The organism is Mycobacterium sp. NGS15 (assembly GCF_059813245.1).
On record NZ_JCALEF010000002.1, the window covers coordinates 281,885 to 304,852 of the forward strand.

Annotated in this window: 28 protein-coding genes; 19 read left to right on the forward strand and 9 right to left on the reverse strand. The window is 63.9% G+C overall.

The genetic code is table 11. From position 1 onward, the window contains the following. Window positions 1-52: 52 nt before the first annotated feature. Both AC5Y5C_RS05620 and AC5Y5C_RS05625 read left to right on the forward strand, forming a co-directional pair. Window positions 53-1,036, forward strand: a complete 984-nt coding sequence (locus tag AC5Y5C_RS05620) for a DEDDh family exonuclease (protein WP_499969871.1) — start codon at window positions 53-55, stop codon at window positions 1,034-1,036. Further along, on the forward strand, window positions 1,036-2,187 hold the full coding sequence (locus tag AC5Y5C_RS05625) for a serine hydrolase domain-containing protein (protein WP_499969874.1): 1,152 nt from the start codon (window positions 1,036-1,038) through the stop codon (window positions 2,185-2,187). Before AC5Y5C_RS05620 ends, AC5Y5C_RS05625 begins: the two co-directional genes overlap by 1 nt. Window positions 2,188-2,194: 7 nt before the next feature. On the opposite strand, the gene rpsR is transcribed toward AC5Y5C_RS05625, so the two are convergent. Genes rpsR through rpmB form a run of 4 tightly spaced genes read right to left on the reverse strand, consistent with a single transcriptional unit; the run spans window position 2,195 to window position 3,147 of the window. Continuing rightward, window positions 2,195-2,440, reverse strand: coding sequence for a 30S ribosomal protein S18 (gene rpsR / locus AC5Y5C_RS05630; RefSeq protein WP_499969878.1), 246 nt, complete (start codon window positions 2,438-2,440; stop codon window positions 2,195-2,197). Beyond that, complete coding sequence (gene rpsN / locus AC5Y5C_RS05635) at window positions 2,440-2,745, reverse strand: 30S ribosomal protein S14 (RefSeq protein ID WP_078290060.1); 306 nt, start codon at window positions 2,743-2,745, stop codon at window positions 2,440-2,442. The genes rpsR and rpsN overlap by 1 nt, the downstream gene beginning before the upstream one ends. A 1-nt stretch (window position 2,746) precedes the next feature. Then, window positions 2,747-2,911 carry a 50S ribosomal protein L33 gene (gene rpmG / locus AC5Y5C_RS05640; RefSeq protein ID WP_005063154.1) on the reverse strand — a complete coding sequence of 55 codons (165 nt, stop codon included), beginning with the start codon at window positions 2,909-2,911 and terminating at the stop codon, window positions 2,747-2,749. Then, window positions 2,911-3,147: a 50S ribosomal protein L28 gene (gene rpmB, locus AC5Y5C_RS05645; protein WP_005063156.1), complete on the reverse strand. Its 237-nt coding sequence runs from the start codon at window positions 3,145-3,147 to the stop codon at window positions 2,911-2,913. The genes rpmG and rpmB overlap by 1 nt, the downstream gene beginning before the upstream one ends. A gap of 120 nt (window positions 3,148-3,267) precedes the next feature. Between rpmB and mrf the strand changes: the two genes are divergently transcribed. Together mrf and AC5Y5C_RS05655 are read left to right on the forward strand one after the other, a co-directional pair. Continuing rightward, entirely contained in the window at window positions 3,268-4,464 is a 1,197-nt protein-coding gene (gene mrf / locus AC5Y5C_RS05650; RefSeq protein ID WP_499969883.1) for a ribosome hibernation factor-recruiting GTPase MRF, read from the forward strand. Further along, window positions 4,464-4,706 (forward strand): type B 50S ribosomal protein L31, encoded by a 243-nt coding sequence (locus tag AC5Y5C_RS05655; protein WP_078290063.1) that lies wholly within the window; start codon window positions 4,464-4,466, stop codon window positions 4,704-4,706. Before mrf ends, AC5Y5C_RS05655 begins: the two co-directional genes overlap by 1 nt. Here AC5Y5C_RS05655 and leuA read toward each other — a convergent pair. Beyond that, window positions 4,703-6,535, reverse strand: a complete 1,833-nt coding sequence (leuA, locus tag AC5Y5C_RS05660) for a 2-isopropylmalate synthase (RefSeq protein ID WP_499969887.1) — start codon at window positions 6,533-6,535, stop codon at window positions 4,703-4,705. The genes AC5Y5C_RS05655 and leuA overlap by 4 nt on opposite strands. A 186-nt stretch (window positions 6,536-6,721) precedes the next feature. Here leuA and AC5Y5C_RS05665 point away from each other — a divergent pair, with 186 nt between their 5' ends. From AC5Y5C_RS05665 to AC5Y5C_RS05675, 3 genes are all read left to right on the forward strand, one after another. Further along, window positions 6,722-7,762, forward strand: coding sequence for a hypothetical protein (locus AC5Y5C_RS05665; RefSeq protein WP_499970610.1), 1,041 nt, complete (start codon window positions 6,722-6,724; stop codon window positions 7,760-7,762). A 110-nt stretch (window positions 7,763-7,872) separates the two neighbouring features. Beyond that, a complete protein-coding gene (locus AC5Y5C_RS05670; RefSeq protein WP_499970612.1) occupies window positions 7,873-8,784 on the forward strand; it encodes a hypothetical protein in 912 nt (303 codons plus the stop codon). 26 nt (window positions 8,785-8,810) lie between these two features. Then, entirely contained in the window at window positions 8,811-9,452 is a 642-nt protein-coding gene (locus AC5Y5C_RS05675; RefSeq protein ID WP_499969890.1) for a maleylpyruvate isomerase family mycothiol-dependent enzyme, read from the forward strand. On the opposite strand, the gene AC5Y5C_RS05680 is transcribed toward AC5Y5C_RS05675, so the two are convergent. Beyond that, on the reverse strand, window positions 9,449-10,051 hold the full coding sequence (locus AC5Y5C_RS05680) for a nitroreductase family protein (RefSeq protein WP_499969892.1): 603 nt from the start codon (window positions 10,049-10,051) through the stop codon (window positions 9,449-9,451). The genes AC5Y5C_RS05675 and AC5Y5C_RS05680 overlap by 4 nt on opposite strands. Before the next feature lie 85 nt (window positions 10,052-10,136). On the opposite strand from AC5Y5C_RS05680, the gene AC5Y5C_RS05685 reads away from it, so the two are divergent. The 5 genes from AC5Y5C_RS05685 (at window position 10,137) to AC5Y5C_RS05705 (ending at window position 14,721) form a co-directional block, all read left to right on the forward strand. After that, window positions 10,137-11,402 (forward strand): aspartate kinase, encoded by a 1,266-nt coding sequence (locus AC5Y5C_RS05685; protein WP_499969894.1) that lies wholly within the window; start codon window positions 10,137-10,139, stop codon window positions 11,400-11,402. Between the two features lie 28 nt (window positions 11,403-11,430). Then, window positions 11,431-12,468 carry an aspartate-semialdehyde dehydrogenase gene (locus tag AC5Y5C_RS05690; RefSeq protein WP_499969896.1) on the forward strand — a complete coding sequence of 346 codons (1,038 nt, stop codon included), beginning with the start codon at window positions 11,431-11,433 and terminating at the stop codon, window positions 12,466-12,468. A gap of 136 nt (window positions 12,469-12,604) precedes the next feature. Continuing rightward, window positions 12,605-12,961: a hypothetical protein gene (locus AC5Y5C_RS05695; protein WP_499969898.1), complete on the forward strand. Its 357-nt coding sequence runs from the start codon at window positions 12,605-12,607 to the stop codon at window positions 12,959-12,961. Between the two features lie 77 nt (window positions 12,962-13,038). Continuing rightward, complete coding sequence (locus AC5Y5C_RS05700; protein ID WP_499969900.1) at window positions 13,039-14,172, forward strand: DUF4185 domain-containing protein; 1,134 nt, start codon at window positions 13,039-13,041, stop codon at window positions 14,170-14,172. 75 nt (window positions 14,173-14,247) lie between these two features. Then, on the forward strand, window positions 14,248-14,721 hold the full coding sequence (locus AC5Y5C_RS05705) for a hypothetical protein (protein ID WP_499969902.1): 474 nt from the start codon (window positions 14,248-14,250) through the stop codon (window positions 14,719-14,721). Here AC5Y5C_RS05705 and AC5Y5C_RS05710 read toward each other — a convergent pair. Next, window positions 14,718-15,551, reverse strand: a complete 834-nt coding sequence (locus AC5Y5C_RS05710) for an alpha/beta fold hydrolase (RefSeq protein ID WP_499969904.1) — start codon at window positions 15,549-15,551, stop codon at window positions 14,718-14,720. The two genes, AC5Y5C_RS05705 and AC5Y5C_RS05710, sit on opposite strands and share 4 nt — an antisense overlap. 57 nt (window positions 15,552-15,608) lie before the next feature. On the opposite strand from AC5Y5C_RS05710, the gene AC5Y5C_RS05715 reads away from it, so the two are divergent. The 6 genes from AC5Y5C_RS05715 to AC5Y5C_RS05740 all read left to right on the forward strand — a co-directional run bounded on the left by AC5Y5C_RS05715 (window position 15,609) and on the right by AC5Y5C_RS05740 (window position 19,703). Then, window positions 15,609-15,959: a DMT family protein gene (locus AC5Y5C_RS05715; protein WP_499969906.1), complete on the forward strand. Its 351-nt coding sequence runs from the start codon at window positions 15,609-15,611 to the stop codon at window positions 15,957-15,959. Between the two features lie 45 nt (window positions 15,960-16,004). Continuing rightward, window positions 16,005-16,433 carry a Fur family transcriptional regulator gene (locus AC5Y5C_RS05720; protein ID WP_499969908.1) on the forward strand — a complete coding sequence of 143 codons (429 nt, stop codon included), beginning with the start codon at window positions 16,005-16,007 and terminating at the stop codon, window positions 16,431-16,433. Between the two features lie 35 nt (window positions 16,434-16,468). Then, window positions 16,469-17,932, forward strand: coding sequence for a catalase (locus tag AC5Y5C_RS05725; RefSeq protein WP_499969912.1), 1,464 nt, complete (start codon window positions 16,469-16,471; stop codon window positions 17,930-17,932). A gap of 63 nt (window positions 17,933-17,995) precedes the next feature. Continuing rightward, window positions 17,996-18,424: an organic hydroperoxide resistance protein gene (locus AC5Y5C_RS05730; RefSeq protein ID WP_499969915.1), complete on the forward strand. Its 429-nt coding sequence runs from the start codon at window positions 17,996-17,998 to the stop codon at window positions 18,422-18,424. Further along, window positions 18,424-19,053, forward strand: coding sequence for a sensor domain-containing protein (locus AC5Y5C_RS05735; RefSeq protein WP_499969918.1), 630 nt, complete (start codon window positions 18,424-18,426; stop codon window positions 19,051-19,053). Before AC5Y5C_RS05730 ends, AC5Y5C_RS05735 begins: the two co-directional genes overlap by 1 nt. Next, on the forward strand, window positions 19,053-19,703 hold the full coding sequence (locus AC5Y5C_RS05740; RefSeq protein ID WP_499970614.1) for a sensor domain-containing protein: 651 nt from the start codon (window positions 19,053-19,055) through the stop codon (window positions 19,701-19,703). Before AC5Y5C_RS05735 ends, AC5Y5C_RS05740 begins: the two co-directional genes overlap by 1 nt. A gap of 24 nt (window positions 19,704-19,727) precedes the next feature. On the opposite strand, the gene AC5Y5C_RS05745 is transcribed toward AC5Y5C_RS05740, so the two are convergent. After that, window positions 19,728-20,861: a nitronate monooxygenase gene (locus AC5Y5C_RS05745; protein WP_499969921.1), complete on the reverse strand. Its 1,134-nt coding sequence runs from the start codon at window positions 20,859-20,861 to the stop codon at window positions 19,728-19,730. Window positions 20,862-21,033: 172 nt separating this feature from the next. Between AC5Y5C_RS05745 and AC5Y5C_RS05750 the strand changes: the two genes are divergently transcribed. After that, a complete protein-coding gene (locus tag AC5Y5C_RS05750) occupies window positions 21,034-22,359 on the forward strand; it encodes an ammonium transporter (protein ID WP_499969923.1) in 1,326 nt (441 codons plus the stop codon). Here AC5Y5C_RS05750 and AC5Y5C_RS05755 read toward each other — a convergent pair. Next, entirely contained in the window at window positions 22,343-22,957 is a 615-nt protein-coding gene (locus AC5Y5C_RS05755) for a methyltransferase family protein (RefSeq protein ID WP_499969925.1), read from the reverse strand. The genes AC5Y5C_RS05750 and AC5Y5C_RS05755 overlap by 17 nt on opposite strands. Between the last annotated feature and the right edge of the window lie 11 nt (window positions 22,958-22,968).

Consider the following 22,968-nt stretch of genomic DNA (forward strand, 5'->3'; position numbering starts at 1 on the left):
AGGGCGGCGCGCCGGGACCGATGTTGTCGGGCCCTCGTGCCATCCTGGGGTCATGCCGATCTGGGGGCAGACGCCCGACCACAGCCCCAAGTGGGTGGTCGTTGACCTGGAGACTTCCGGCTTTCAGCCAGGTCGGGCACGTGTCATCAGCGTCGCGGCGTTGGCGCTGGATGCCGACGGGACCATCACCGACAGCGTGGTGAGTCTGCTCAACCCGGGTGTTGATCCGGGCCCGACGCATGTGCACGGCCTCACTCCGGAGATGCTGGAGGGACAGCCCGAGTTCGCCGATGTCGTCCCCGATCTCATCGCGCTGCTGCGGGGCCGGACACTGGTTGCTCATAACGTCGGGTTCGACTACTCGTTCCTCGCGGCGGAGGCAGAACTGGCTGGCGCCGAGCTGCCTACCGAGGCGGTGATGTGCACCGTCGAGCTGACCCGGCGTCTCGACCTGGAAACACCGAATCTGCGCCTGGAAACGCTTGCCGAGCATTGGGGCGTCGAACAGCTCAAGGCTCACGACGCCTATGACGACGCCCGGGTGCTTGCCGAGGTGTTGCCGAAGGTGCTTGACCGAGCGCGGCAGCGCGGAACCTGGCTCCCCATCCGCGAGACCACGCGTAAGCGCTGGCCCAACGGCCGCGTGACACACGACGAGCTGCGCTCGCTCAAGACCGTGGCGTCGCGCCAGCCATGTCACTGGCTCAATCCCGGCCCGTTCATCGCGGGTCAGCCGCTGGTGCAGGGCATGCGGGTGGCCTTGAGTTCCGAGGTCGCTCGCACCCATGAGGAGCTGGTCGAGCAGATCATGCAGGCCGGCCTCGCTTATGCCGATACGGTCGACGAGGACACCTCAGTGGTGATCTGCAACCAGCCAAACCCTGAGCAGGGTAAGGGATTTCATGCACGATCACTCGGTGTTCCGTTGCTGGATGACCAGACCTTCATGACCGAAGTGCGGCGCGTTGCCGGCGGTACCGACATCGAGCAGTTCTCGGTTCCCAGCCGCGCCGGAGCGCAGTATTCGCTGTTCTGATGTGCCGCATCCTCTGTGTGGTACTCGCGCTGACGCTGCTCATCGGCGGGTGTGCCACGCGCTCGCGCATTACCGTCACAGATCTGGACGCTCAGACATCGGCCAGGCTCGACACCGCCATCAACGAGGTGCTGGCGAGCGCCTCCGTCCCCGGTGCGATCGTCGGTGTGTGGGGTCCCCGGGGCCAGTATGTGCGGACGTTTGGAGTCGCGAACACCGCGACCCGTGCGCCGATGCGGCCCGACTTCTATCACCGAATCGGCAGTGTGACAAAGACGTTCACGGTCACCGCAGTGTTGCAGCTTGTCGATGAGGGCAAACTGGGACTCGACGATCCGATTTCCAAGTATGTGGACAGGGTTCCGGGTGGAGACAAGATCACCCTGCGTGAGCTCGCCCGGATGCAGAGCGGACTGTTCAACTATTCGATGTCCTTGGCCTTCAACCGCGACCTGGAGGCCGATCCGAGGCGCCGCTACAGCACCCGACAACTGCTCGATTATGCCTTCACGCAGCCGCCGAATTTCCCGCCGGGGCAGGGCTATGAATACAGCAACACCAATGCTGTGCTGCTGGGGCAAGTGGTGGAGAAGGTCAGCGGACAGAAGCTGCCTGAGTTCGTACGCGAGCACATCGCCGAGCCACTGGGCTTGAGTCACACCAGTTTCCCGGACACCAACACCATTCCCGATCCGCACGCGCAGGGTTACACGCAGCTGACCCCGACAGGGCCGCTTACCGACAGCACCGACTGGAGCCCGTCGTGGGCGTCATGGGCGGGAGCGATGATCTCGACGCTCGAAGATCTCAGGATCTGGGTGCCTGCCCTGGCGACCGGCAGGCTCCTCACGCCGGCCACCCGGGAGCAGCGCCTGCAGACTGTGGCGATGCCGCCCGTCCCCGACGATATCCGTTATGGCTTGGGGATTTTCGACGCGCGGGGGTGGATCGGTCACAACGGCAGCATCCCCGGCTTTCAGACACTGGCCATCTACTCGCCGGCCGAGCAGACCACGGTGGTGGCGCTGCTTAACACCGACGTGGCCAAACAGCCAGCGCAACCCAGCACATTGTTCGGCACGGCGATCACCAAGGTGATCAGCCCGGAGCATATCTTCCTGTTGGAGAACGCGATTCCACAGCCGCGCTGACTCGGTGTCAGGCGTAGGGCAGTAGCGCCATCTCGCGCGCGTTCTTGATCGCGGTGGCGACCTGGCGCTGCTGTTGCACGGTCAGGCCGGTCACCCGTCGGGCCCGGATCTTGCCGCGCTCGGAGATGAACAGTCGCAGGGTATTGGTGTCCTTGTAGTCGACCGACGAAAGACCCAATTTGGCAAACAGGTTCGGCTTGGGCTTGGTATCGACGACCTTGACGCGACGATTGCGAGGTGTCTTGGCAGCCATCACCAGCTCGCTTTCCGGACACCGGGCAGGGACCCATCGTGCACGAGTGCACGGACCCGCACCCGAGACAGTCCGAACTTGCGCAGGTAGCCGCGGGGCCGGCCGTCTACCGCATCGCGATTGCGTAGCCGTACCGCACTGGCGTCGCGCGGCTGGCGGGCCAGCTCGGCCTGTGCGGCCAGCCGCTGCTCCTGGCTGCTCGATGGTTGACGGATGATCTCTTTGAGCTCTGCGCGCCGCTCGGCATAACGCTCGACGATGACGCGACGCTGCTCGTTCTTGGCGATCTTGGATTTCTTGGCCATCTCAGCGCTCCTCTCGGAAATCCACGTGCTTGCGCACGACGGGGTCGTACTTGCGCAGGACCATCCGGTCCGGGTCGTTACGACGGTTCTTGCGGGTCACGTATGTGTATCCGGTGCCCGCGGTGGACCGCAGTTTCACAATGGGCCGGATCTCATTGCGCGCCATCAGAACTTCCGCCCTTGGGCGCGCAGCCGTGCCACCACGGCTTCGATGCCGTCGCGGTCGATCACCTTGATGCCCTTGGCGCTCACCCGGAGTTTGATGCGCCGGTCCTCCGAGGGCAGGTAATACGTCTTGAGCTGGATATTGGGTGACCAGCGGCGACGGGTGCGGCGGTGCGAATGCGATACCGCGTTACCGAAGCCCGGTGACCGTCCGGTCACCTCGCAATGCGCGGACAACGGACCTCCATTCCTACCCACTTGGTAATGGGAATCGTTTTCGACAAGTGCTGATCTGGACTGTACCGTGAAGCTCGTAGTAATGAAAATCGTTTCCAATAGGTGGCAAGAGGAGAAGTAATGCGCACGCCGGTGCTACTCGTATCCGGACAGGCCGATACCGACGCGGTCGTGGATGTGTTGGCGCGCGACCCGGGAACAGTCGTCGTCACGCACCGTTTTGACGGGCATATCGTCAAAAGGTCTGTTATATCTGGCGGTGGATTCCGGAACCCCCAAGTGACCGTTCTGGAACTGGCCCACGGATGCGTTTCATGCACCGTCCGTGATGATCTGCTCGTACTGCTGCGCACGCTGCATCGCCGAGAAGACGTGGGACGGATCGTCCTGCATCTGGAGCCGTGGTTGGAAGCCGATCCAATCTGTTGGGCGATCAACACCGTTCCCGTTCGCATGGGGCCGGGGTACATCGATGGACCGGCGGCGCGCGATGTGGAAATTGCCGGGGTGGTGTCCTGCGTCGACACTGCGAACTGGCTGGTGCAGGCGCTCGGTGACGACGAGCTCGATGACGGCCGGACAGTGGCCCAGGTGGTGATCGGTCAGGCCGAGTTCGCCGACGTCCTGGTGGTACGCAACCCCGAACCCGAGGTGCTCTCGGTACTGCGGCGCTTGGCGCCGCGCGCACGTATCACCGCCCGCATAGGCCGAGTCGAGCAAGCCCTCGACCATCTGGAGGACGATGCGCGGTGCGGCCGGGCCGACGACCCACACGGCGCGCTACTGGCGGGTCAGCCCTCCCTGGCCGTTGACGGCCGGATCGGGCTGGTGGAGTTCAATGCGCGCAGGCCATTTCACCCGGAAAGGCTGCATGCCGCGATCGACCTACTGCTCGACGGTGTGATCCGTACCCGGGGCCGGCTGTGGCTGGCGACCCAGGATCAGCAGGCGATGTGGCTGGAGTCCGCGGGTGGCGGGCTCCGGGTGTCGGCGGCCGGGAAGTGGCTGGCAGCAATGGATTCGGCCGAGGCGCGGCACACCGATCCGGAGCGAAGGGCATTTGCCGACCTCATGTGGGACTACCGGTTTGGGGACCGGCATACCGCGATGACGGTGCTGGTATGCGGGGCCGACAGCGCCGAGGTGCTTGACGCATTGCGCGGAGCGCTGCTTACCGATGACGAAATGGCAAGCCCCGCAAGATGGGAAGAGTTCGACGATCCGTTCGGCGATTGGCACGAGGATCCGTGCGAGCACGTGTCCGAGCTTGAGGATTTCCTTTCCTACGGCGAATACAACACAGAAGGGAACCACTGATGAAACCCGGAATACACCCTGACTATCACCCCGTCGTCTTCCAGGACACCACCACCGGAAAAATGTTCCTGACCCGCTCGACGGCGACGAGCACCCGCACCGTCGAGTTCGAGGGGCAGGAGTATCCGCTGATCACCGCCGAGGTGACGGCGGACTCCCATCCGTTCTGGACGGGAGACCGCCGGATCGTCGATACCGCCGGCCAGGTCGAGAAGTTCCGCAGGCGCTACGGGACGCGCTAGGTACGAGCGGCACGGTTGACCGCCGACACCACTGCCCGCAGTGAGGCGGTGGTGATCGACGGGGCAATGCCGACACCCCATACCGTCTGTGCCTCACCGCCCTCGGGGCCGACAACCATGGCCTCCACATAGGCGGCGGCCTGTGCGTCATCGCCTGCACTCATGGCGTGCTCGGAGTAGTCCAAGACGTTGACGGCGTAGTCCACGGTGGACAGCGCGTCCACGAAGGCAGCCAGCGGGCCGTTGCCCGTACCGTTGACTTCGGTTTCCTTGCCATCGATCTTCACCACGGCGGTAATGGAATCCGTGCCGCCATCCTCTTCGGAGGCGGTCACCTTCTGGCGGATCCGCTCCAGCGGGACGATCGGTGCCAGGTACTCCTCGGCGAAGACGTCCCAAATTTCCTTGGGGTTCACCTCGCCGCCCTCGCCGTCCGTGATCCGCTGGATCGACTGTGCGAATTCGATCTGCAGGCGGCGCGGCAGCACCAGTCCATGATCGGACTTCATGATGTAGGCGACGCCGCCCTTGCCGGACTGCGAGTTGACCCGGATCACGGCTTCGTAGTTGCGGCCGACATCCTTGGGGTCGATGGGCAGGTAGGGCACCTGCCACAGGATGTCGTCGACGTCGGAATCCGCCTCGTCCGCATCGCGTTTCATCTGATCCAGGCCCTTGTTGATGGCGTCCTGATGGCTGCCGGAGAAGGCGGTGTAGACCAGGTCGCCACCGTACGGATGCCGCTCGGGGACCTTCAGCTGGTTGCAGTACTCGACCGTGTGCCGAATCTCGTCGATGTTCGAGAAGTCGATCTGGGGGTCCACGCCGCGGCTGAACAGATTCAGTCCCAGCGTCACCAGGCAGACGTTTCCGGTGCGCTCACCGTTGCCGAACAGGCAGCCCTCGATGCGGTCGGCACCGGCCTGGTAGCCCAGTTCCGCTGCGGCGACCGCTGTTCCGCGGTCGTTATGCGGGTGCAGGCTCAGGATCACCGAGTCGCGCCGAGCCAGGTTACGGCTCATCCACTCGATGGAATCGGCATACACATTCGGAGTTGTCATCTCAACTGTCGACGGCAGGTTGAAGATGATCGGGTTCTGTGGTGTCGGCTCGATGATGTCGCCGACGGCATTGCATACCTCCAGCGCGTACTGCAGCTCGGTGCCGGTATACGACTCCGGGGAATACTGGAAACGCCAATGCGTGTCAGGGTATTTGGCCGCTTCCTCAACGCACTTGCGGGCGCCATCGGTGGCAATCTTCTTGATGGTGTCCTTCTCGCCCCGGAACACCACGCGCCGCTGCAGGATCGACGTCGAGTTGTAGAAGTGCACGATCACCTTCGCTGCGCCCTCGCAGGCCAGGAATGTCCGCTCGATCAGCTCCGGGCGGCACTGTGTCAGCACCTGGACGGTCACGTCCTCGGGGATGGCGTTCTCGCTGATCAGCTCGCGGATGAAATCGAAATCGGTCTGGCTCGCCGAGGGGAACCCGACCTCGATCTCCTTGAACCCCATCCGGATCTGCATATCGAACATCCGGCGCTTGCGTGCCGGGCTCATCGGATCGATCAAGGCCTGGTTGCCATCGCGCAGGTCGACCGCTGCCCACTGCGGTGCGCGGGTGATCACCTTGTCCGGCCAGGTGCGGTTGAAGGGCGCAGTCGGTTCGCCCCCTGGAACTTCGTCAGCGAACGGGCGATACCGGTGTACCGGCATCGAGCTGTTCTTCTGGGTGTTCCACGCCGGTTGGTCGGCCGGAATGGGTCCGTTTGGGGTGATGATGCTGCGGGGGGTGTAGTTGAACTCGTCTGGGGAAAAGCTGGTCATGGGAAGGCTCCGGGAGTTTGAGGGGTATCTCGACCGGCACGCCAACAACCCGCGACAGGAAGCCGGTCTGGATCAGACCCTGTCGCGGCGTCGGAGGAGGAGCGCCCGCTGCATAGACGGGACTCTACCAGCCGCGCGAAGCCCGGCCATCTGGCACGATCGCAGAGCATGTGGGTACGGAGGGGGATGGCGGCACTGGCGATTCTGCTGGTGGGCACCGGCTGCACGCGCACCGTTACCGGGCAGGCGCGGGGAGGCGAACCCGCGCCCGCGGCCGACTCATTCTTCCAGGGCGATCAGCAGGACTACGGGCAGAAGCTCACCGCTGGGGAGAGGACGACGCTGACCTACGCGCGAGCGCTGCGGCGCGTGGACCCGTGTGGCTTTGCGGCCAACCTGAAGGCGTACGGAGACCCGGGACAGGTCGTCGGCGACTTTCAGATCTGTTACGCCAGTGTGAAGGTCACGGGTGATCCCAGCCTGACGGAGGTGTCCTATGAGTACTCGATGCAGGACAAGCGCGATACCGCCGCGGCCTTCCAGGTGGGTTCCGTCCCGGTCTACGAGACCGGGTCCGAGTGCGAGTACGAGGTCCCTCTCGGCCTTGAGCGACTACCGGGAGCGCCTTCGACTCCCGCGCTGCAGGCCATGTTGACGGTTACCGCATACCTTTATGGGTCGGACGAATACTCGGACCCGGACTGCCGGCTTGCCAAGCAGTTGGTGACCGCGATCGCTCAGCAGCTTCCCTCCGGATTGCAGCCACGTTCTGCGCTCAGTGCCTATCCGATCAAACTCGCCGAACGTGATCCCTGCGAGATCCTCGGCGAGTACCCGGGAAAGGCGCGCGAGGTATCCGTCGACTTGCTGGGCGACCCTTTCGGCTGTGACTTCTCGCTCTCTGATCCCGATATCGACTACTCCGTGGAGCTCACGAGCAGTGTCGACGAGTTTCCGGATGAATACGTCGAATCGCACCGTGATGGCGTGACGTACTTCCACAACGAGGACACGACTACGCCGACGGGATGTCACGCACTGGCGCTTGTCGGGGACCCGTTGTATCCCAAGGATGCCGGCGGCGGTGCGATGAATATCGATGATTCCGAGGCGTATGTCCCGGCGATTGTCGCGAGCGGCTTCACCCGAAACGGGCGAACGAATTGCGGGCAGATGCGGGAAATCCTGGACAAGGCGGTGCGGCTATTCGCAAACTCCATCCGGTAGCAGTGCTTCTCGTCATTGCGCTGGCCATCGCGGGATGCACGAACATTGTGTCCGGTACCGCTACCGGAAGGCTGCCCGCGCTCACCGGCGAGACCTTGTTCGCCGGTGATGTGCCCACATACGGTCAAACCTTCACCCAGAATCAGACCGCACTGCTGGCCTACCTGCGGGCGTTGCGACGGGTCGACCCCTGTGGTCTTTTGTTGATGCTCAAGGACATCGGTGCCCCGACGTACATTTCGGGGGATGTGGGCGGCTGCTTCGGTTCCATCAAGGTGACGGGTACGGCGAACCCGTCGAGTATCGGCCTGTCGCTGACGTTGGGAGATTATTCCAGGGATAGGCCCGAATTCACGATCCATGGAGCACCGGTGTTTCACACGGCGGGCACGTGCTTGTACGAATTTCCGATCGCATTGGACAAGCTCCCGAACGCTCCGAAGTTGAAGGGGCTGCTAGTGCCGGCGCTGCGCGTCGTGGTCGTCGATGGAACGCGGAGCATGCTGGCGCCGAATTGCAAAATGGCACAACCGGTTATCGCCGTCCTGGCCAGGCTGAACCCGGCGGCCATGCCTGTGCGCGAGGCATTGAGCGCGTATCCGATCAAGATCGCCGAACGCGATCCGTGTGAGATTCTCGGTGAGTATGCGGGCCGGGCCGACGACCTGAGACCCTCGCTTTTCGGCGATCCATTCTCGTGCCGATTCTCGTTGCAAGACAGCGATACTCAATTCGAACTGTCCATTAGGACCGGTGCCGATCCACCATCGAGGCTGCATGAGGAGATCCGCGACGGTATCGAGTACTTTCACGGACAGGACAGCAGCATGTGCACCAGCATGGTGCGTCTGGGCAAGCCGCTCTATGCCCGCGACGTTCCGGGCGGCGCCGTGCAGGAGAACAGCACCCCGGAGCGCATCTTCATCGAGGTGCTCAGCTTCTCGCTGAAGAACGCTGACTGTGGATCTACCCGCGCGATGATCGACAAGGCGGTACGGATCTTCCGCGGTTCGTTCGACTGACACGCGAGCCGGGACACAATGGCGGCATGGACGGCGATATGGACACCGACGAGATCTGGCAGTCGATCGACACAGAGCGCGTGACACTCGCCGATCAGTTGGCCCAGATGCCCGCCCAGGATTGGGACCGGCCGTCGTTGTGCGGAGAGTGGCGGGTCCGCGACGTAGTGGGTCATCTCCTCTTCGCGAGTGAGTTCTCGCTTCCGCGCACACTTGTGGATGTCATCCGGGCGCGCGGCGATCTGAATCGATTCATCGCCGCGACCGGCGTGCGTGAGGGGTCGGTTCCGCCGGCCGATCTCCTGGCGTCGGTGCGTGCCAGTGTGGGTTCTCGGCGAAAGCCGCCGGGCGTGCAGCCGGTAGATCGGCTGATGGATCATCTGGTGCACGGTCAGGACATTGCGATACCGCTCGGATGGCAGCGGAGCATGCCTGTGCGGGCCGCAGGGCTGGCGGCGGCGCGGGTATGGGAACGCGACCAGTTGTTCGGAGCCCGCAAGCGGTTCGCCGAACAACGCCTTGTCGCGACCGATACTGACTGGTCGGCGGGGAACGGAGCAGTGATCGAGGGGCCGGTGTCGGCGCTGTTGCTCCTGATGGCCGGCCGTGGAAGGGCTGTCCGCGATCAACTGAGCGGCGAGGGCCTTTCGCCGCTGCCCACGAACTAGCCGATCAAGCCGTTACCCCAGCGCTCGGTGAAGGCGATATCGCTGAGCGCTGGCCGCTGCCGGGGTGCGTGATCGCGTTCGACGGTCGATTCGTCGGCATCGGCGTAATCGTCGAGAACCGGCCCGATCGCAACGATGGCGATGGGTCGCACGTTCTCGGGGATATTGAACGCAGCGGGCGCCTCGTCCACCCGGAAACCCGCCATCGGATGGGTGTGCAGGCCGTGCGAGCGCGCCTCCACACCCAGCTGGGCGATCGCCAGTCCGGCATCAACTGCCGCGTACACGGCGGTGTTGTCGTCATCACCCAGGTCGGTGCTCACCAGGACGAGTGCTGCCGCAACTTTTGCGTAAGAGTTCCCCCGATTGAGCAGCCCGGTCAGCGCTTGGTAGGTGGCGTCACCGCGCAGACCCACGATGTATCTGACGGGGAAGCGCTTACCCCAACTGGCGGCCCAGCGACCCGCTTCGAGCAGGGCTGTCAGGGTCTCGGGAGCCAGGCTTGCACCGGGGTCGAAATGCCGCGGACTCCAGCGTGAGGCGATCAGCGGCTGGATCGGAACCGAGGTGATGGCGGTACGTTCGGTGGGGTTGCCCATACGGGCCAGGTTATCGAGTTGTCGTAACCCTTATCCTGATGAGTGGATCTCCCCCGACCCTGGCCGAACAGCAGGAAGGTATGCCGTGGCGCTCGTCGTCCAAAAGTACGGCGGATCGTCGGTCGCAACGGCCGAACGCATCCGCAGGGTGGCCGAACGCATCGTCGAGACGAAAAAGAACGGCAACGACGTTGTCGTGGTCGTCTCGGCCATGGGTGACACCACCGACGAGCTGCTTGACCTGGCCCAACAGGTCTGCCCGGCCCCGCCGCCGCGCGAGCTGGACATGCTGCTCACCGCGGGTGAGCGGATGTCCAACGCCCTCGTCGCGATGGCGATCCATTCGCTCGGCGCCTCGGCACGCTCGTTCACCGGCTCGCAGGCCGGCGTCATCACCACCGGTAGGCACGGCAGCGCCAAGATCATCGATGTCACCCCGGGCCGATTGCGCTCCGCCCTGGACGAGGGCCAGGTGGTGCTGGTCGCCGGCTTCCAGGGTGTGAGTCAGGACAGCAAGGATGTCACCACGCTGGGACGGGGTGGCTCCGATACCACCGCCGTCGCGCTGGCCGCGGCGCTGAAGGCCGATGTCTGCGAGATCTACACCGATGTGGACGGGGTATTCACCGCCGATCCGCGGATCGTGCCGAACGCCGCGCGGCTCGACAAGGTCAGTTTCGAGGAAATGCTGGAGATGGCGGCGGCCGGAGCCAAGGTGCTCATGCTGCGCTGCGTGGAATACGCCCGGCGATACAACGTTCCGGTTCACGTGCGCTCGTCCTACACCGACAAACCCGGCACGATCGTCAGCGGATCAATGGAGGACATTCCTGTGGAAGAAGCGATTCTCACCGGTGTCGCACACGATCGTGGTGAGGCCAAGGTCACGGTCGTCGGGATACCCGATGTTCCGGGATACGCCGCCAAGGTTTTTCGTGCCGTGGCCGATGCCGAGATCAACATCGACATGGTGCTGCAGAACATCTCGAAGGTCGAGGACGGCAAGACCGACATCACCTTCACCTGCCCCAAGGAGAACGGACCCACCGCGGTGGAGAAGCTGGACTCGCTGAAGAACGAGATCGGGTTCTCGCAGGTGCTCTACGACGATCACATCGGCAAGGTGTCGCTGGTGGGGGCGGGTATGCGCAGCCACCCGGGTGTCACTGCCAGCTTCTGCGAGGCGCTGGCCAAGGCCGGTGTCAACATCGAGCTCATCTCGACATCGGAGATCCGGATCTCGGTGCTGGTCAAGGATGACGAGCTGGATGCCGCCGTACGGGCCATCCACGACGCCTTCGACCTCGGCGGCGAAGAGGAAGCCACCGTGTACGGAGGCACCGGACGATGAGGCGAGCGCAGCGACGGGAGATTGGGACATGACCTCCATCGGTGTCATCGGCGCCACCGGGCAGGTGGGCGCCGTCATGCGAAAGCTACTGGAAGAGCGCGACTTTCCTGCTTCATCGGTGCGGTTCTTCGCGTCGGCTCGCTCCGAGGGCAAGAAGCTGACGTTCCGCGGCCAAGAGATCGAGGTCGAGAACACCGAGACGGCCGACCCGTCCGGATTGGACATCGCGCTCTTTTCTGCCGGCGCGACCATGTCGCGAGTGCAGGCGCCGCGGTTCGCCGAGGCGGGTGTCACCGTGATCGACAACTCCTCGGCCTGGCGCAAGGATCCGGATGTGCCGTTGGTGGTTTCGGAGGTCAACTTCGATCGCGATGTGCGCGGAGTGAAACTGCCGAAAGGCATTATCGCTAACCCGAATTGCACCACCATGGCCGCGATGCCGGTGCTCAAGGTGCTTCACGACGAGGCGGGCCTGCAGCGGCTGATTGTGTCGACATACCAGGCGGTCTCGGGTAGCGGCCTGGCCGGTGTGGAGGAGTTGGCCACCCAGGTGCGTGCCGGTATCGGTGGGGGTGAGCAGCTGGTGCATGACGGCTCCGCCGTGACCTTCCCAGACCCGGTGAAATACGTTGCACCCATTGCCTTCAACGTGATTCCGCTGGCGGGCGCGCTGGTCGACGACGGTTCCGGCGAAACCGACGAGGATCAGAAGCTGCGCAACGAGAGCCGCAAGATCTTGGGCATCCCAGAGCTTTTGGTGAGCGGAACCTGTGTACGGGTGCCGGTCTTCACCGGACACTCGCTCTCGATCAACGCCGAATTTGAGCGTGAGCTGACTCCGTCGCGTGCCACCGAGCTGCTCGCCGCGGCGGCGGGGGTCACGCTGGCCGATGTGCCTACGCCATTGGCTGCCGCGGGCGCCGATGACTCGCTGGTGGGCCGGATCCGGCAGGACCCGGGTGTTCCTGGCAACCGCGGTCTGGCGCTGTTCATTTCCGGAGACAACCTTCGGAAGGGTGCGGCGCTCAATACGATTCAGATCGCCGAGCTGCTCGTCGCTGGCTAACTAGCGACGAGCGCTCGCGCGAAGAGCGCGGGCAATACACAGGAACTTCACGGGTTTTCCCTGGGCAATGGTCAGCCGATTCGGCCATGCTCAGGGCATGATAACTCCAGACAATCCCGATATACCAACGAATCCGGTGTCTGTGCCGCAGGCACCCGCGCCCGCGCCGCGTTCGGCGAGTAACACCCTGCTGGTAAAGATCGCCGCCGTGGTCGGCATCGTCGCGGGTGCCTTCGTCATTCTCGGCGTCACCTTCGGCCTCGGCGTGCTGGCCGGCTCGCAGTGCGGGCATGGCGGACACGGCGGACACGGCGGGCACGACCGAAGCCGCGTGATGATGTTCGACCGTGACGACGCCCCACCGATGCGGGGCCCGATGATCATCCAGCGTGGACCCGAGATGGGGCCGCCGGACCTGCCGTCCGCCCCCGGTGAGCGGCGCCAACCGCTCCCGCCTCCGCAATCGCCGCCTCAGACCGCACCTCGTCCATAGCGATCCCACTGCGGCGTCACTGGCTACCCTATCCAGGGATGGCTGGTGGCGCCGCGGCGCCGGATAGGAGATGAGGCGTGCGGCGCATCGCGGCTCTGTTGACTGCGGCGACCTTGACGATCCTCCAATCGGCTTATGTCCCAGCCGCACTCGCCGACCCGCTACGTCCGGTTCCGCCGGCCCTCGATCCCGGTGAAGTGGTGCGGATTGGCCCCGTCGCGGGCACCGGCACCGCCACCTCTGACTACAACCTCGGCGCGACCGACCTGTGCGAGTTCATGGTCTTCACCGGCGGCATGCTGCAGGTCTGCGGCGACAGCTTCGCAGGCCAGGGCGTGGGATACGGCGGTTGGTACTCCCCGGTGGCGCTGCGCGTGGACACGGAAACGGTGCCGGACGCATCCGGTGTGCGCCACTCCGGTGTCCTGGGCACCGACCGTCCTCTCTTGGAAGATCCGACGCCGCCGGGGTTCTCCCAACTTCCCGCCGGCGTCATCGACGTCAACGGGACCAACTGGCTGTTCATTGCCGTCACCAAAAACTTGATCCCGCAGTCGACACGAATAGTGAAACCCGATCCCTTCCGTGCTGGATGGCCGACGGTGCCGGGATCGGTACGACCCGGTGACTATGCGGGCGGTCAACAGACACAGATCAGCGGCTATTACGACCCGCTGTGGATGCCGGAGTCGCCGAAGGGCTGGGTGTACATCGTGAGCGATGCCTTCGATCGCTCGCTGCCCGCGATTCTGTACCGGGCCAAACCGGACACCTTCACCGACCGTGCGACCTGGCAGGGCTGGGGCACGAATGCGCAGGGGAAGTGGGCCTGGGGTGCCACCGTGACGCCACTGTTCAACGACCATCTGGGCGAGCTGAGCATGAAGATGGTGGATGGACAAGCGGTGCTGTCGTACTTCAACCAGACCACCGGCAACGTTGAGGTGCGGGTGGCTGATAGCCCGACGCGACTCGGTGCGGTACCCGCAACCACGGTGGTGAACGCCGGGGCGTGGCCGGCGATGGCGGATGAGCTCCCCGAGTCATGGGACAACACGTTGGCCCAGCCGTACGGCGGATACATCGGGCCGGACTCCACGCTCGATCGGCTCAGCATCTACGTCAGCCAGTGGAATACCGACTCACGCGATCACGCCCCCTATCGGGTGATCGAATTCGCGGTGAACCCGCTGCGGCCCGGTGTGGGTTAACTAACACTTGGTTGTTACCAGAGTTGTCGACGGGCGTGAGATGGCTGATTAGGATGGCCAGCAATGATTGCTGGCATGACCTCGATCGACATAGCCCCCGGTGAGTGGATAACCGGCGGGGAGGCTTCGCGTACCTTCGTTTCTGTGGACGCTGAGGAGCTGGCAACTCGCGCGAGCGAGGCTCTGGCAGCCGGAGACGATAGCGAGGCGCTGCGCCTCGCCAACGATGCGCTGGAGCTGGAGCACAACAATTCATTGGCGTGGCGGATCCTGGCGTACTGCCTCGGCAGCATGGGACGGCATTTCGATGCGATTGATTGCGCGCTTTCCGCAGTGCGATATGGCAGCCGCGACGCCATTAATCACTACACCCACGCGTGGGCTCTCCATGGTGCCCGCAAACCGAATGAGGCGCTTGCGGCGATCGACGAGGCCCTCGGTATCGACGCCGAATTGGCCGATGCGCTCGCGCTGCGCGCGGTGATCCGCAACGAGCTAGGAGACCGGATCGGGGCCATCGACGATATGCGCAGGGCGCGCTCGCTCTAGCCGTCCTGCGGATTCCGCTTCAAGAATTCGTCGATGAGGGCGTTGACCTCCCGGGGCCGTTCCAGCGCGGCCAAATGCCCGGTGTTCTCCATGATCACGAACTCGGCACCGGGAATCGCGCCGGCCATGAGCTGGGTCTCCGGGACGGGAAAGGTCGGATCTTCCCGGCCCGCCACGACCAGGACGGGTGTGGTGATGCGTCCGAGTAGCTCGCGTTGGTCGGGTCGTGCCGGAACCACGCTGTTGACCGCCCAATAGACCGAGTCGACGTTGATCTCGCGCAATTCCGCACGGATCGTCTGCTCCACCTGAGGGCGCTCCCGCATGATGGTGGGCCCGACGAATGCCTTGACGGCGCGGGTGGTGAGCGGTTCGCGGAATCGACCGAGAATCCGGACTATCTCGGTGAGCAGCCGAAACTCGACCGTCTGGCGGATGTTGGCACGCGAAGCGGTGGCATTCATCAGCACGGACGCTGCCGCCCGGTGCGGATACAGAGCGGCGAAGGTTCCTCCGATCATTCCGCCCCAGGAATTGCCGACCACGTGTGCACGTTCGATGCCGAGGGAGTCGAGGATCTGTTCGATGCTGTGCGCACAGTCCTCGAAACGGAACATGCGGCGAAGGGCCTGACTATCACCGTGTCCGGGCGGGTCGACGAGGATCACGGTGTATCGGTCGGCGAAGTACTCTGCCTGGTCGGCCCACATGGACCCCGACATCAGCAGGCTGGGCCAAAAGAGGATCGCGGGCCCTTCGCCGCCGACCCGCACGTGCAGCCCGCCGAGGCAGCTTTGGATATATCGGTCTTGCAATGCGGCGCCACCCATGCGCAGCAGGCTAGCGGCTGTGGGCGGCTGACAGGGGGGAACTGCAGAATGTGGGGCATGCTCACCGCGCGCCTGTTGCCGCCACTGCTGCTCATTTGCTCCAACGTCTTCATGACCTTCGCCTGGTACGGGCATCTCAAATTCAAGGATCACCCGTTGTGGGTTGTCGTACTGGTCAGCTGGTTCATCGCGTTCTTCGAGTACTGCCTGGCAGTCCCGGCGAATCGCCTTGGTAGCGAGGTGTATTCGGGCGCCGAGCTCAAGGCCATGCAAGAGGTCATCACCTTGACGGTGTTCCTTGGTTTCGCCGTGTGGTATCTGGGTGAGAAGCTCACCCTGAATCACCTGGTCGGATTCGTGTTGATCGCTGCCGGGGCCTACTTCGTGTTCAACGGCCCTTTCGGGTAGGAAACATTTTCTTGACTCATTCCAGAATAGGCGCATACTGGTGGAGTGACCGCAGTACAGCCCCTCGCCGCGGACGGCGCATTGCGCCGAGCGGGACTGCGTGTCACGGCACCGCGGGTCGCTGTTTTGAAGGCAGTTGCCGCGCACCCGCATTCGACCGCCGACGTCATCGCGATGATGGTGCGCGCCGATCTCGGGAGGGTGTCCACGCAGGCCGTCTATGACGTGCTGAAGGCTTGTGTGAGTGCCGGGCTGGTGCGGCGCATCGAACCAGCCGGGTCCGCGGCGCTCTACGAGACGCGTACCGGCGATAACCATCACCACCTGGTTTGCCGTCGTTGCGGTGCCGTCGCGGATGTGGACTGCACCGTCGGGCATGCGCCGTGCCTGGAGCCGTCACATACCGCAGGGTTCGCGGTCGACGAGGCCGAAATCGTCTTCTGGGGTCTCTGCCCCGGATGTCAGCCCCATTAGTTCAGCCCAGTTAGTTCAGGTATCGAGGAGGTTTTATGTCCATCCGCACAACCACGAATACCGGAATCGCAGTGGAGAGCGACGACGAGTCGTTGACCGCAGGCATCCAAGGCCCGGTTCTGCTGCACGATCACTATCTGATTGAAAAGCTTGCGCAGTTCAATCGGGAACGCGTTCCCGAGCGCATCGTGCACGCCAAGGGCGCCGGTGCGTACGGAGAACTCGTCGTCACCGCAGATGTCTCGAAGTACACCAAGGCGAAGCTGTTTCAGCCGGGCGTGAAAACAGAGTCGCTGGTTCGGTTTTCGACGGTGGCAGGGGAACAGGGAAGCCCCGATACGTGGCGTGACCCGCGTGGTTTTGCCATCAAGTTCTATACCGAGGACGGCAACTACGATCTCGTCGGCAACAACACCCCCGTCTTCTTCATTCGTGACGCGATCAAGTTTCCGGACTTCATCCGCTCGCAGAAGCGGTTGCCGGGATCAGGGCTGCGGGACCACAACATGCAGTGGGATTTCTGGACACTGCGTCCCGAGACGGCGCACCAGGTCACCTGGTTGATGGGTGATCGCGGGATCCCGAAGAACTACCGCCATATGAATGGATACGGTTCACACACCTATCAGTGGATCAACGCCGAGGGTGAGCGCTTCTGGGTGAAGTACCACTTCAGGACCGATCAGGGCCAGGACTTCCTCACTCAGCAGGAGGCGGACGCGCTCGCCGGATCCGATGCCGACGCGCATCGCCGCGATCTGTGGGATGCGATCGAGGAAGGCAACTTTCCGAGCTGGACCCTCCATGTGCAGATCATGCCGGTGTCTGAGGCGGCAGGATATCGGTTCAACCCGTTCGATCTGACCAAGGTCTGGTCCAAGAAGGATTACCCACTGATCGAGGTCGGTAAGTGGACGCTCAATCGCAACCCGGGGAACTACTTCGTCGACATCGAGCAGGCCGCCTTTGAACCGTCGAATATTGTTCCGGGAATTGGCTTCTCGCCCGACAAGATGCTGCTGGGACGGGTCTTTGCGTACGCCGACGCGCATCGCTACCGGATTGGCACCAACTACGCGCAATTGCCGCCGAACTCGCCGCGGGCCGCTGAAGTGAACTCCTACTCCAAGGAGGGCGCCATGCGGTATCACTTCAACGATCGCGAGGTTCCGGTCTACGCCCCCAATTCCTTTGGCGGTCCTCATGCGGACCCGGAGGCTGCGGGCGACGGCGGTGCGTGGGATTTCGATGGCACCGCGGTGCGTGCCGGGTATATCCAGCATGCCGAGGACGACGACTTCGCTCAGGCCGGCACCTTGGTGCGCGAGGTGCTCAACGACGATCAGCGTGCGCGTCTGGCGAGCAATATCGTCGGCCATGTGCTGGGCGGCGTCAGCGAACCCGTGCTCTCCCGGGTGTTCGAGTACTGGAAGAACGTGGACCCGGACCTGGGGAAGGCCGTCGAGGAGGGTGTTCGCGCAGGCCTGGAAGCTCAGTAGGCAGATCCTTGTGATGGCGCCGGTTCTCTTCTGGGGGACCGGCGCCTTCCGTATGCTCGTCGTATGTCCAATGAAGCCCTCTACACAGCAGAAGCGACGTCGACCGGGGGAGGCCGCGACGGGCATGTCCGCTCCTCGGATGGCCGGATAGATCTGGACACCCGAATCCCAAAGTCCATGGGCGGCAACGGGGAAGGTACTAATCCGGAGCAATTGTTCGCCGCCGGGTATTCAGCGTGTTTCTTGAGCGCGCTCAATCTGGTTGCCCGGATGGCGAAGGTCCAGCTTGACCCCGCGACATCGATCAGCGCCAAGGTGGGAATCTCCAAGACCCCCGAGGGTGGCTTCGATTTGTCCGCCGAGCTGGACGGATATCTGCCGGGGTTGTCCCAGGAGGTCGCCGACGACTTGCTGGAGCAGGCCCACGAGGTGTGCCCGTACTCGAATGCCACGCGCGGCAATATCGAGGTGACGCTGAAGGCTCGCATCTGATGCGTGCCCTCGTCGTTGTGGCGGTGTCGGGGATGGCCCTGGCCTGTGCGCCGTCTGCCGCGGCTGTCGGTCCCGAGGCGTTGGACACCGTTCTACAGGATCCCGCTGCGGTGAGCAGGATCGTTGGCACCGAGCTGCAGGACTCCCGCACCCTTAACGCCCCGACAGGCGGTGTTGAGCTGAGTGAGCCGAACTGTGTGGACTTCGCCGAGGCCGGTTTGGACCAGATGTTCAATGGGAACCCGGGGACGCTCGTTGCATACCGGGGCCAGTACTCGAAGAAGTCTGCATCGGACGCGCGGTACTCCGTGCGACAGGCCGTGGGCGTGTTCAATAGCCCGACGGCTGCGGTGGATCCGGTGGTGGCGTTGCTGTTCATGTCGGACTGTTACGGGCATCCCATCAAGATCACCGATGACGAAGGGGTAACGGACTCATGGACATTCACCGAGGGAAGCTCCGGCGGTGGTGCGGCCGGCTGGTCGATGACCAATAGTGCCCACGACCGCAGCTGCTATGTCGAGATGCGGGCGCGGCAAGAGGTTCTACTCCAGGTGAAGGTGTGCTCGCCAAGAAACGCCGAAGGTGCCGCGTCGCGAATCGCCGATGCGATGGAAGCTGGTGTGTGATGGGAACGACTCGGATTGTGCCGATTTCGGTGGTGGCTGCTGCACTCGGCCTGGCACTGGCCCCTGCGGCGGACGCCCGTCCCTCCGATCCGGGGGTCGTCAATTACGCGGTGCTCGCGCGCGGATCGGTGAGCAATGTCATTGGGGCGCAGCTGGGGTCGCACAGCGAGTTCACGCAGCCGTTTCAGGCGTTCTCGGTGGATGTTCCGGAATGCAACAACTGGTCGGATATCGGGCTCGACGAGGTGTACGCCGATCCGGATCTGGCCTCGTTCCGGGGTGCGGCGACGCAAGACTCTCCCACGGATGCAACGCATTTGGTGAAGCAGTCGATCGGTGTGTTCGCCAACAGCGATGCGGCGGACCGTGCATTCCACCGGGTGGTTGACCGCACTCAAGGATGTTCTGGGCAGACCGCAACCTTGATCCTGAACGACGGCCGACGTGAGGTGTGGACATTCACCGGACCGGCGGCGGGCGCCGCCGATGCCGCGTGGATGAAGGAGGAGGCGGGCGTTGACCGCCGCTGCTTCAACCAGACCCGCAAGCGCGAGAACGTGCTGCTGCAGGCCAAGGTCTGCCAGCCGGGGAACGGCAGCCTTGCCGTGAACGTGCTGGCCAACACCATGCAAAACGGCCTGGGTCAGTAAGGGACTGACCCAGGCCGCTATCTGTTACACCGACGCAGCGGCCTCATTGAGCTCGTTGAGCGTGTTGGTGGCCTCCAGGTATTCCTGCACCCAACGCTCGATAACCGCGGCCGACTTCTCCACCTTGGTGAACTGGCCGACGACCTGGCCTATCGGGTTGAATGCGACGTCGATCGTCTGATCCGGGAACTTGTGGGTGGCAGCCACCGCCATACCGGAAACCATGTACTGCAACGGCATTCCCAGCGGCTCGGGATTGCCCTCGGTCTGCCAGGCCTCGGTCCAGTCGTTCTTGAGCATTCGACACGGCTTACCGGTGAAGGACCGGCTACGCACGGTGTCGCGGCTGGTGGCCTTGGCATAGGTGTCCTGCTGCACCGCGGTGTTCTCGGCCTCTTCGACCATGAGCCATTGCGAGCCGCTCCACGCGCCCTGCGCCCCCATGGCCAGCGCCGCGGCGATCTGGTATCCGCTGCCGATACCTCCGGCGGCCAGCACCGGTACGGGCGCGATCTCCTTGACCACCTGCGGCCACAGCACGATCGATCCGACCTCACCACAGTGGCCGCCGCCCTCACCGCCCTGCGCGATGACGATGTCCACCCCGGCGTCGGCGTGCTTTCGGGCCTGCTTCGGCGAACCACACAGTGCCGCGACCTTACGGCCGGCGTCGTGGATGTGCTTGATCATGTCGGGCGGAGGCGTGCCGAGCGCGTTGGCGATAAGTGTCATCTTGGGATGGCGCAGCGCGATCTCCACTTGCGGGGTCGCGGTGGCCTCGGTCCAGCCCAACAGCTGCAGGGCGTTGTCGTTGCCCTCCTCGACGGGCACACCGTGGTCGGCCAGCAGCTTGCGGCCGAAGTCCAGGTGTTCCTGCGGAACCATCGATTGGAGCATCTTGGTGAGATCCTCGGCCGACATGTTCGCGTCCATGCCCTCGTACTTGTTGGGGATGACGATGTCGACGCCATAGGGATGGTCACCGATGTGCTCGTCGATCCAATTCAGCTCGATCTCGAGCTGCTCGGGGGTGAATCCGACGGCGCCCAGCACGCCGAAGCCACCGGCCTTGCTCACCGCGACGACGACGTCGCGACAGTGGGTGAAGGCGAAAATCGGGAACTCGATGCCGAGCTCGTCGCAGATAGGGGTATGCATGGCCACTCCTGTGGGTGGGTGGTGGGAAAAGGATCAGTCGGGCAGGTATGAGAGGAAATCGTACGTCGGAAAACTGGAACCTGTTCTAGTTTAGAACAGGTTGGACGCGCGCGGGCGACGGCTTCCCTACACTCACGCTGACCTAATCGCACGATCCGGGAGTAGCCAGCGCATGTTTCCGCATTTGGGAGTGCCGGACGCGGCCAATACCGCCTGGGTTCTGACGAGCGCCGCGCTGGTGCTCTTGATGACCCCGGCGCTGGCCTTCTTCTACGGCGGCATGGTGCGCGCCAAGAGCGTCCTCAACATGATGATGATGTGCTTCTCGGCCGTCGCCGTGGTTTGGGTGCTCTGGGTGGCCTTCGGGTATTCGATGGCGTTCGGCACCGATGTGGGTGGCGGGTTGCTTGGCGATCCGTTGCAGTTCGCGGGTCTGCAGCACCTGTTCGAAGGCGACTACAAGGCGTCCTCGGTGCCGCTATGGGGCCCGACCAAGATTCCGGCATTGGTGTTTGTCATGTTCCAGGCCGGGTTCGCCATGGTGACGGTGGCGCTGATCGCGGGTGCGGTCGCCGACCGTATGCGCTTTCTTCCGTGGATCGCCTTCACGGCGCTGTGGGCGACGTTGGTGTACTTCCCGGTGGCGCACTGGGTGTTCGCGGTGGAGGGCACCACTGCCGACAAGGGTGGGTGGCTCGCGAACCTGGGCGTCATCGACTTCGCCGGCGGTACTGCCGTGGAGATCAATTCGGGTGCCGCGGGTTTGGCGCTGGCCGTCATTCTCGGTAAGCGGCATGGTTGGCCGCGCGAGGCGATGCGGCCGCATAACCTGCCCGCGGTGATGCTCGGCGCGGGGCTGCTGTGGTTCGGTTGGTTCGGGTTTAACGCGGGGTCGGCGTTGGCCGCCGACGGCACCGCCGCGATCGTCATCGCCAACACCCTTGGTGCGGGGGCAATGTCGATGGCGGCCTGGCTGGTGGTCGAAAAGATTCGGCACGGCAGGCCGACCTCCTTCGGTGCCGCCTCGGGTGTGGTGGCTGGGCTCGTGGCCATCACACCCTCCTGTTCGTCGGTGACGCCGATTGGCGCCCTGGCCATAGGGGCGGTAGCGGGCGCATTAAGCTCGCTGGCCATCGAGCTGAAATACCGCTGGGGATATGACGACTCGCTAGACGTCGTGGGCGTACACCTGGTCGGTGGCATCGTCGGCACGTTGATGATCGGCGTCGTCGGCAGCGCCGCCGCGCCTGCCGGCGTCAACGGGCTGCTGTATGGCGGTGGGTTGCATCAGTTCTGGCTGCAACTCGTGGCGGTGGTCGCCGTGCTCGCCTACTCGGTCGCGGTTACCGGGCTTATCGGGCTGGGCTTGCGGCATTCCATGGGCATTAGGTCGCATCCGCAGCATGAGTCCGATGGTCTCGACGACGCCGAGCATGCGGAGTCGGCCTACGAGCTGGCCACCACCCGCGGCGGTGGGTTGATCAACCCCGGGAAGTGAATCGGCCGATTCCGGGCAGGAAACGTCCGACCCGGGCTCCGTAGTCGCGGTAGGTCCTGCCGTGTGCCGCCAGGAGGTACGGCTCCTCAACCACGCGCACCTGCAGCTGGATGGATGTGGTGAGTAGCGCTAAGCCACTGACGGCCAACAGATTCGGTGTCATGAGGGCGGATCCGGAGGCGAACGTCAGCATTGCCGTGAAGATCGGATTGCGGACCCAGCTGAAAATGCCGGTGCTCACCAGTGTGGTGGTCTCCCGGGTATCGACGCCGACCCGCCAGGATTCGCCCATGGTCTGCTGCGCCCAGATCGTCGCGACGATTCCCGCGGCCGCCAATGTGGTCCCTGCGATCTGAAGAGGCCGGTTATCAAGCGCGGCAAGGGGAGTGATGATCCCCGTCAGCTGCAGGATGGGTGCGAGCAGGGCGGCGACTATCGCAGCGATGAATCCCACACCTGCGAGCCATTCGCGCGAGCCAGGGCGCCCGTGGAATCCGTGAAACCCGGTGGAACCGGTTGCGCGCCACTGTCGGTAGCTCTTCCAGCCGAGACCAGCTGCGATGAAGACCAGATACAGGACGAGCGCCGCCACGGCCATGGGCTTCCCTT

Bases quoted from the DNA above. Each gene is read 5' to 3' on its own strand.
- AC5Y5C_RS05750 (WP_499969923.1), top strand. From the start codon at position 21,034: ATGTTTCCGCATTTGGGAGTGCCGGACGCGGCCAATACCGCCTGGGTT.
- AC5Y5C_RS05690 (WP_499969896.1), top strand. From the start codon at position 11,431: ATGACCTCCATCGGTGTCATCGGCGCCACCGGGCAGGTGGGCGCCGTC.
- rpmG (WP_005063154.1), bottom strand. From the start codon at position 2,911: ATGGCGCGCAATGAGATCCGGCCCATTGTGAAACTGCGGTCCACCGCG.
- AC5Y5C_RS05680 (WP_499969892.1), bottom strand. From the start codon at position 10,051: ATGGGCAACCCCACCGAACGTACCGCCATCACCTCGGTTCCGATCCAG.
- AC5Y5C_RS05730 (WP_499969915.1), top strand. From the start codon at position 17,996: ATGTCCAATGAAGCCCTCTACACAGCAGAAGCGACGTCGACCGGGGGA.
- AC5Y5C_RS05745 (WP_499969921.1), bottom strand. From the start codon at position 20,861: ATGCATACCCCTATCTGCGACGAGCTCGGCATCGAGTTCCCGATTTTC.
- rpsR (WP_499969878.1), bottom strand. From the start codon at position 2,440: ATGGCTGCCAAGACACCTCGCAATCGTCGCGTCAAGGTCGTCGATACC.
- leuA (WP_499969887.1), bottom strand. From the start codon at position 6,535: ATGACCAGCTTTTCCCCAGACGAGTTCAACTACACCCCCCGCAGCATC.
- AC5Y5C_RS05715 (WP_499969906.1), top strand. From the start codon at position 15,609: ATGCTCACCGCGCGCCTGTTGCCGCCACTGCTGCTCATTTGCTCCAAC.
- AC5Y5C_RS05675 (WP_499969890.1), top strand. From the start codon at position 8,811: ATGGACGGCGATATGGACACCGACGAGATCTGGCAGTCGATCGACACA.
- AC5Y5C_RS05725 (WP_499969912.1), top strand. From the start codon at position 16,469: ATGTCCATCCGCACAACCACGAATACCGGAATCGCAGTGGAGAGCGAC.
- AC5Y5C_RS05655 (WP_078290063.1), top strand. From the start codon at position 4,464: ATGAAACCCGGAATACACCCTGACTATCACCCCGTCGTCTTCCAGGAC.
- mrf (WP_499969883.1), top strand. From the start codon at position 3,268: ATGCGCACGCCGGTGCTACTCGTATCCGGACAGGCCGATACCGACGCG.
- AC5Y5C_RS05620 (WP_499969871.1), top strand. From the start codon at position 53: ATGCCGATCTGGGGGCAGACGCCCGACCACAGCCCCAAGTGGGTGGTC.
- AC5Y5C_RS05735 (WP_499969918.1), top strand. From the start codon at position 18,424: ATGCGTGCCCTCGTCGTTGTGGCGGTGTCGGGGATGGCCCTGGCCTGT.
- rpsN (WP_078290060.1), bottom strand. From the start codon at position 2,745: ATGGCCAAGAAATCCAAGATCGCCAAGAACGAGCAGCGTCGCGTCATC.
- AC5Y5C_RS05740 (WP_499970614.1), top strand. From the start codon at position 19,053: ATGGGAACGACTCGGATTGTGCCGATTTCGGTGGTGGCTGCTGCACTC.
- AC5Y5C_RS05755 (WP_499969925.1), bottom strand. From the start codon at position 22,957: ATGGCCGTGGCGGCGCTCGTCCTGTATCTGGTCTTCATCGCAGCTGGT.
- AC5Y5C_RS05665 (WP_499970610.1), top strand. From the start codon at position 6,722: ATGGCGGCACTGGCGATTCTGCTGGTGGGCACCGGCTGCACGCGCACC.
- AC5Y5C_RS05705 (WP_499969902.1), top strand. From the start codon at position 14,248: ATGACCTCGATCGACATAGCCCCCGGTGAGTGGATAACCGGCGGGGAG.
- AC5Y5C_RS05625 (WP_499969874.1), top strand. From the start codon at position 1,036: ATGTGCCGCATCCTCTGTGTGGTACTCGCGCTGACGCTGCTCATCGGC.
- AC5Y5C_RS05710 (WP_499969904.1), bottom strand. From the start codon at position 15,551: ATGGGTGGCGCCGCATTGCAAGACCGATATATCCAAAGCTGCCTCGGC.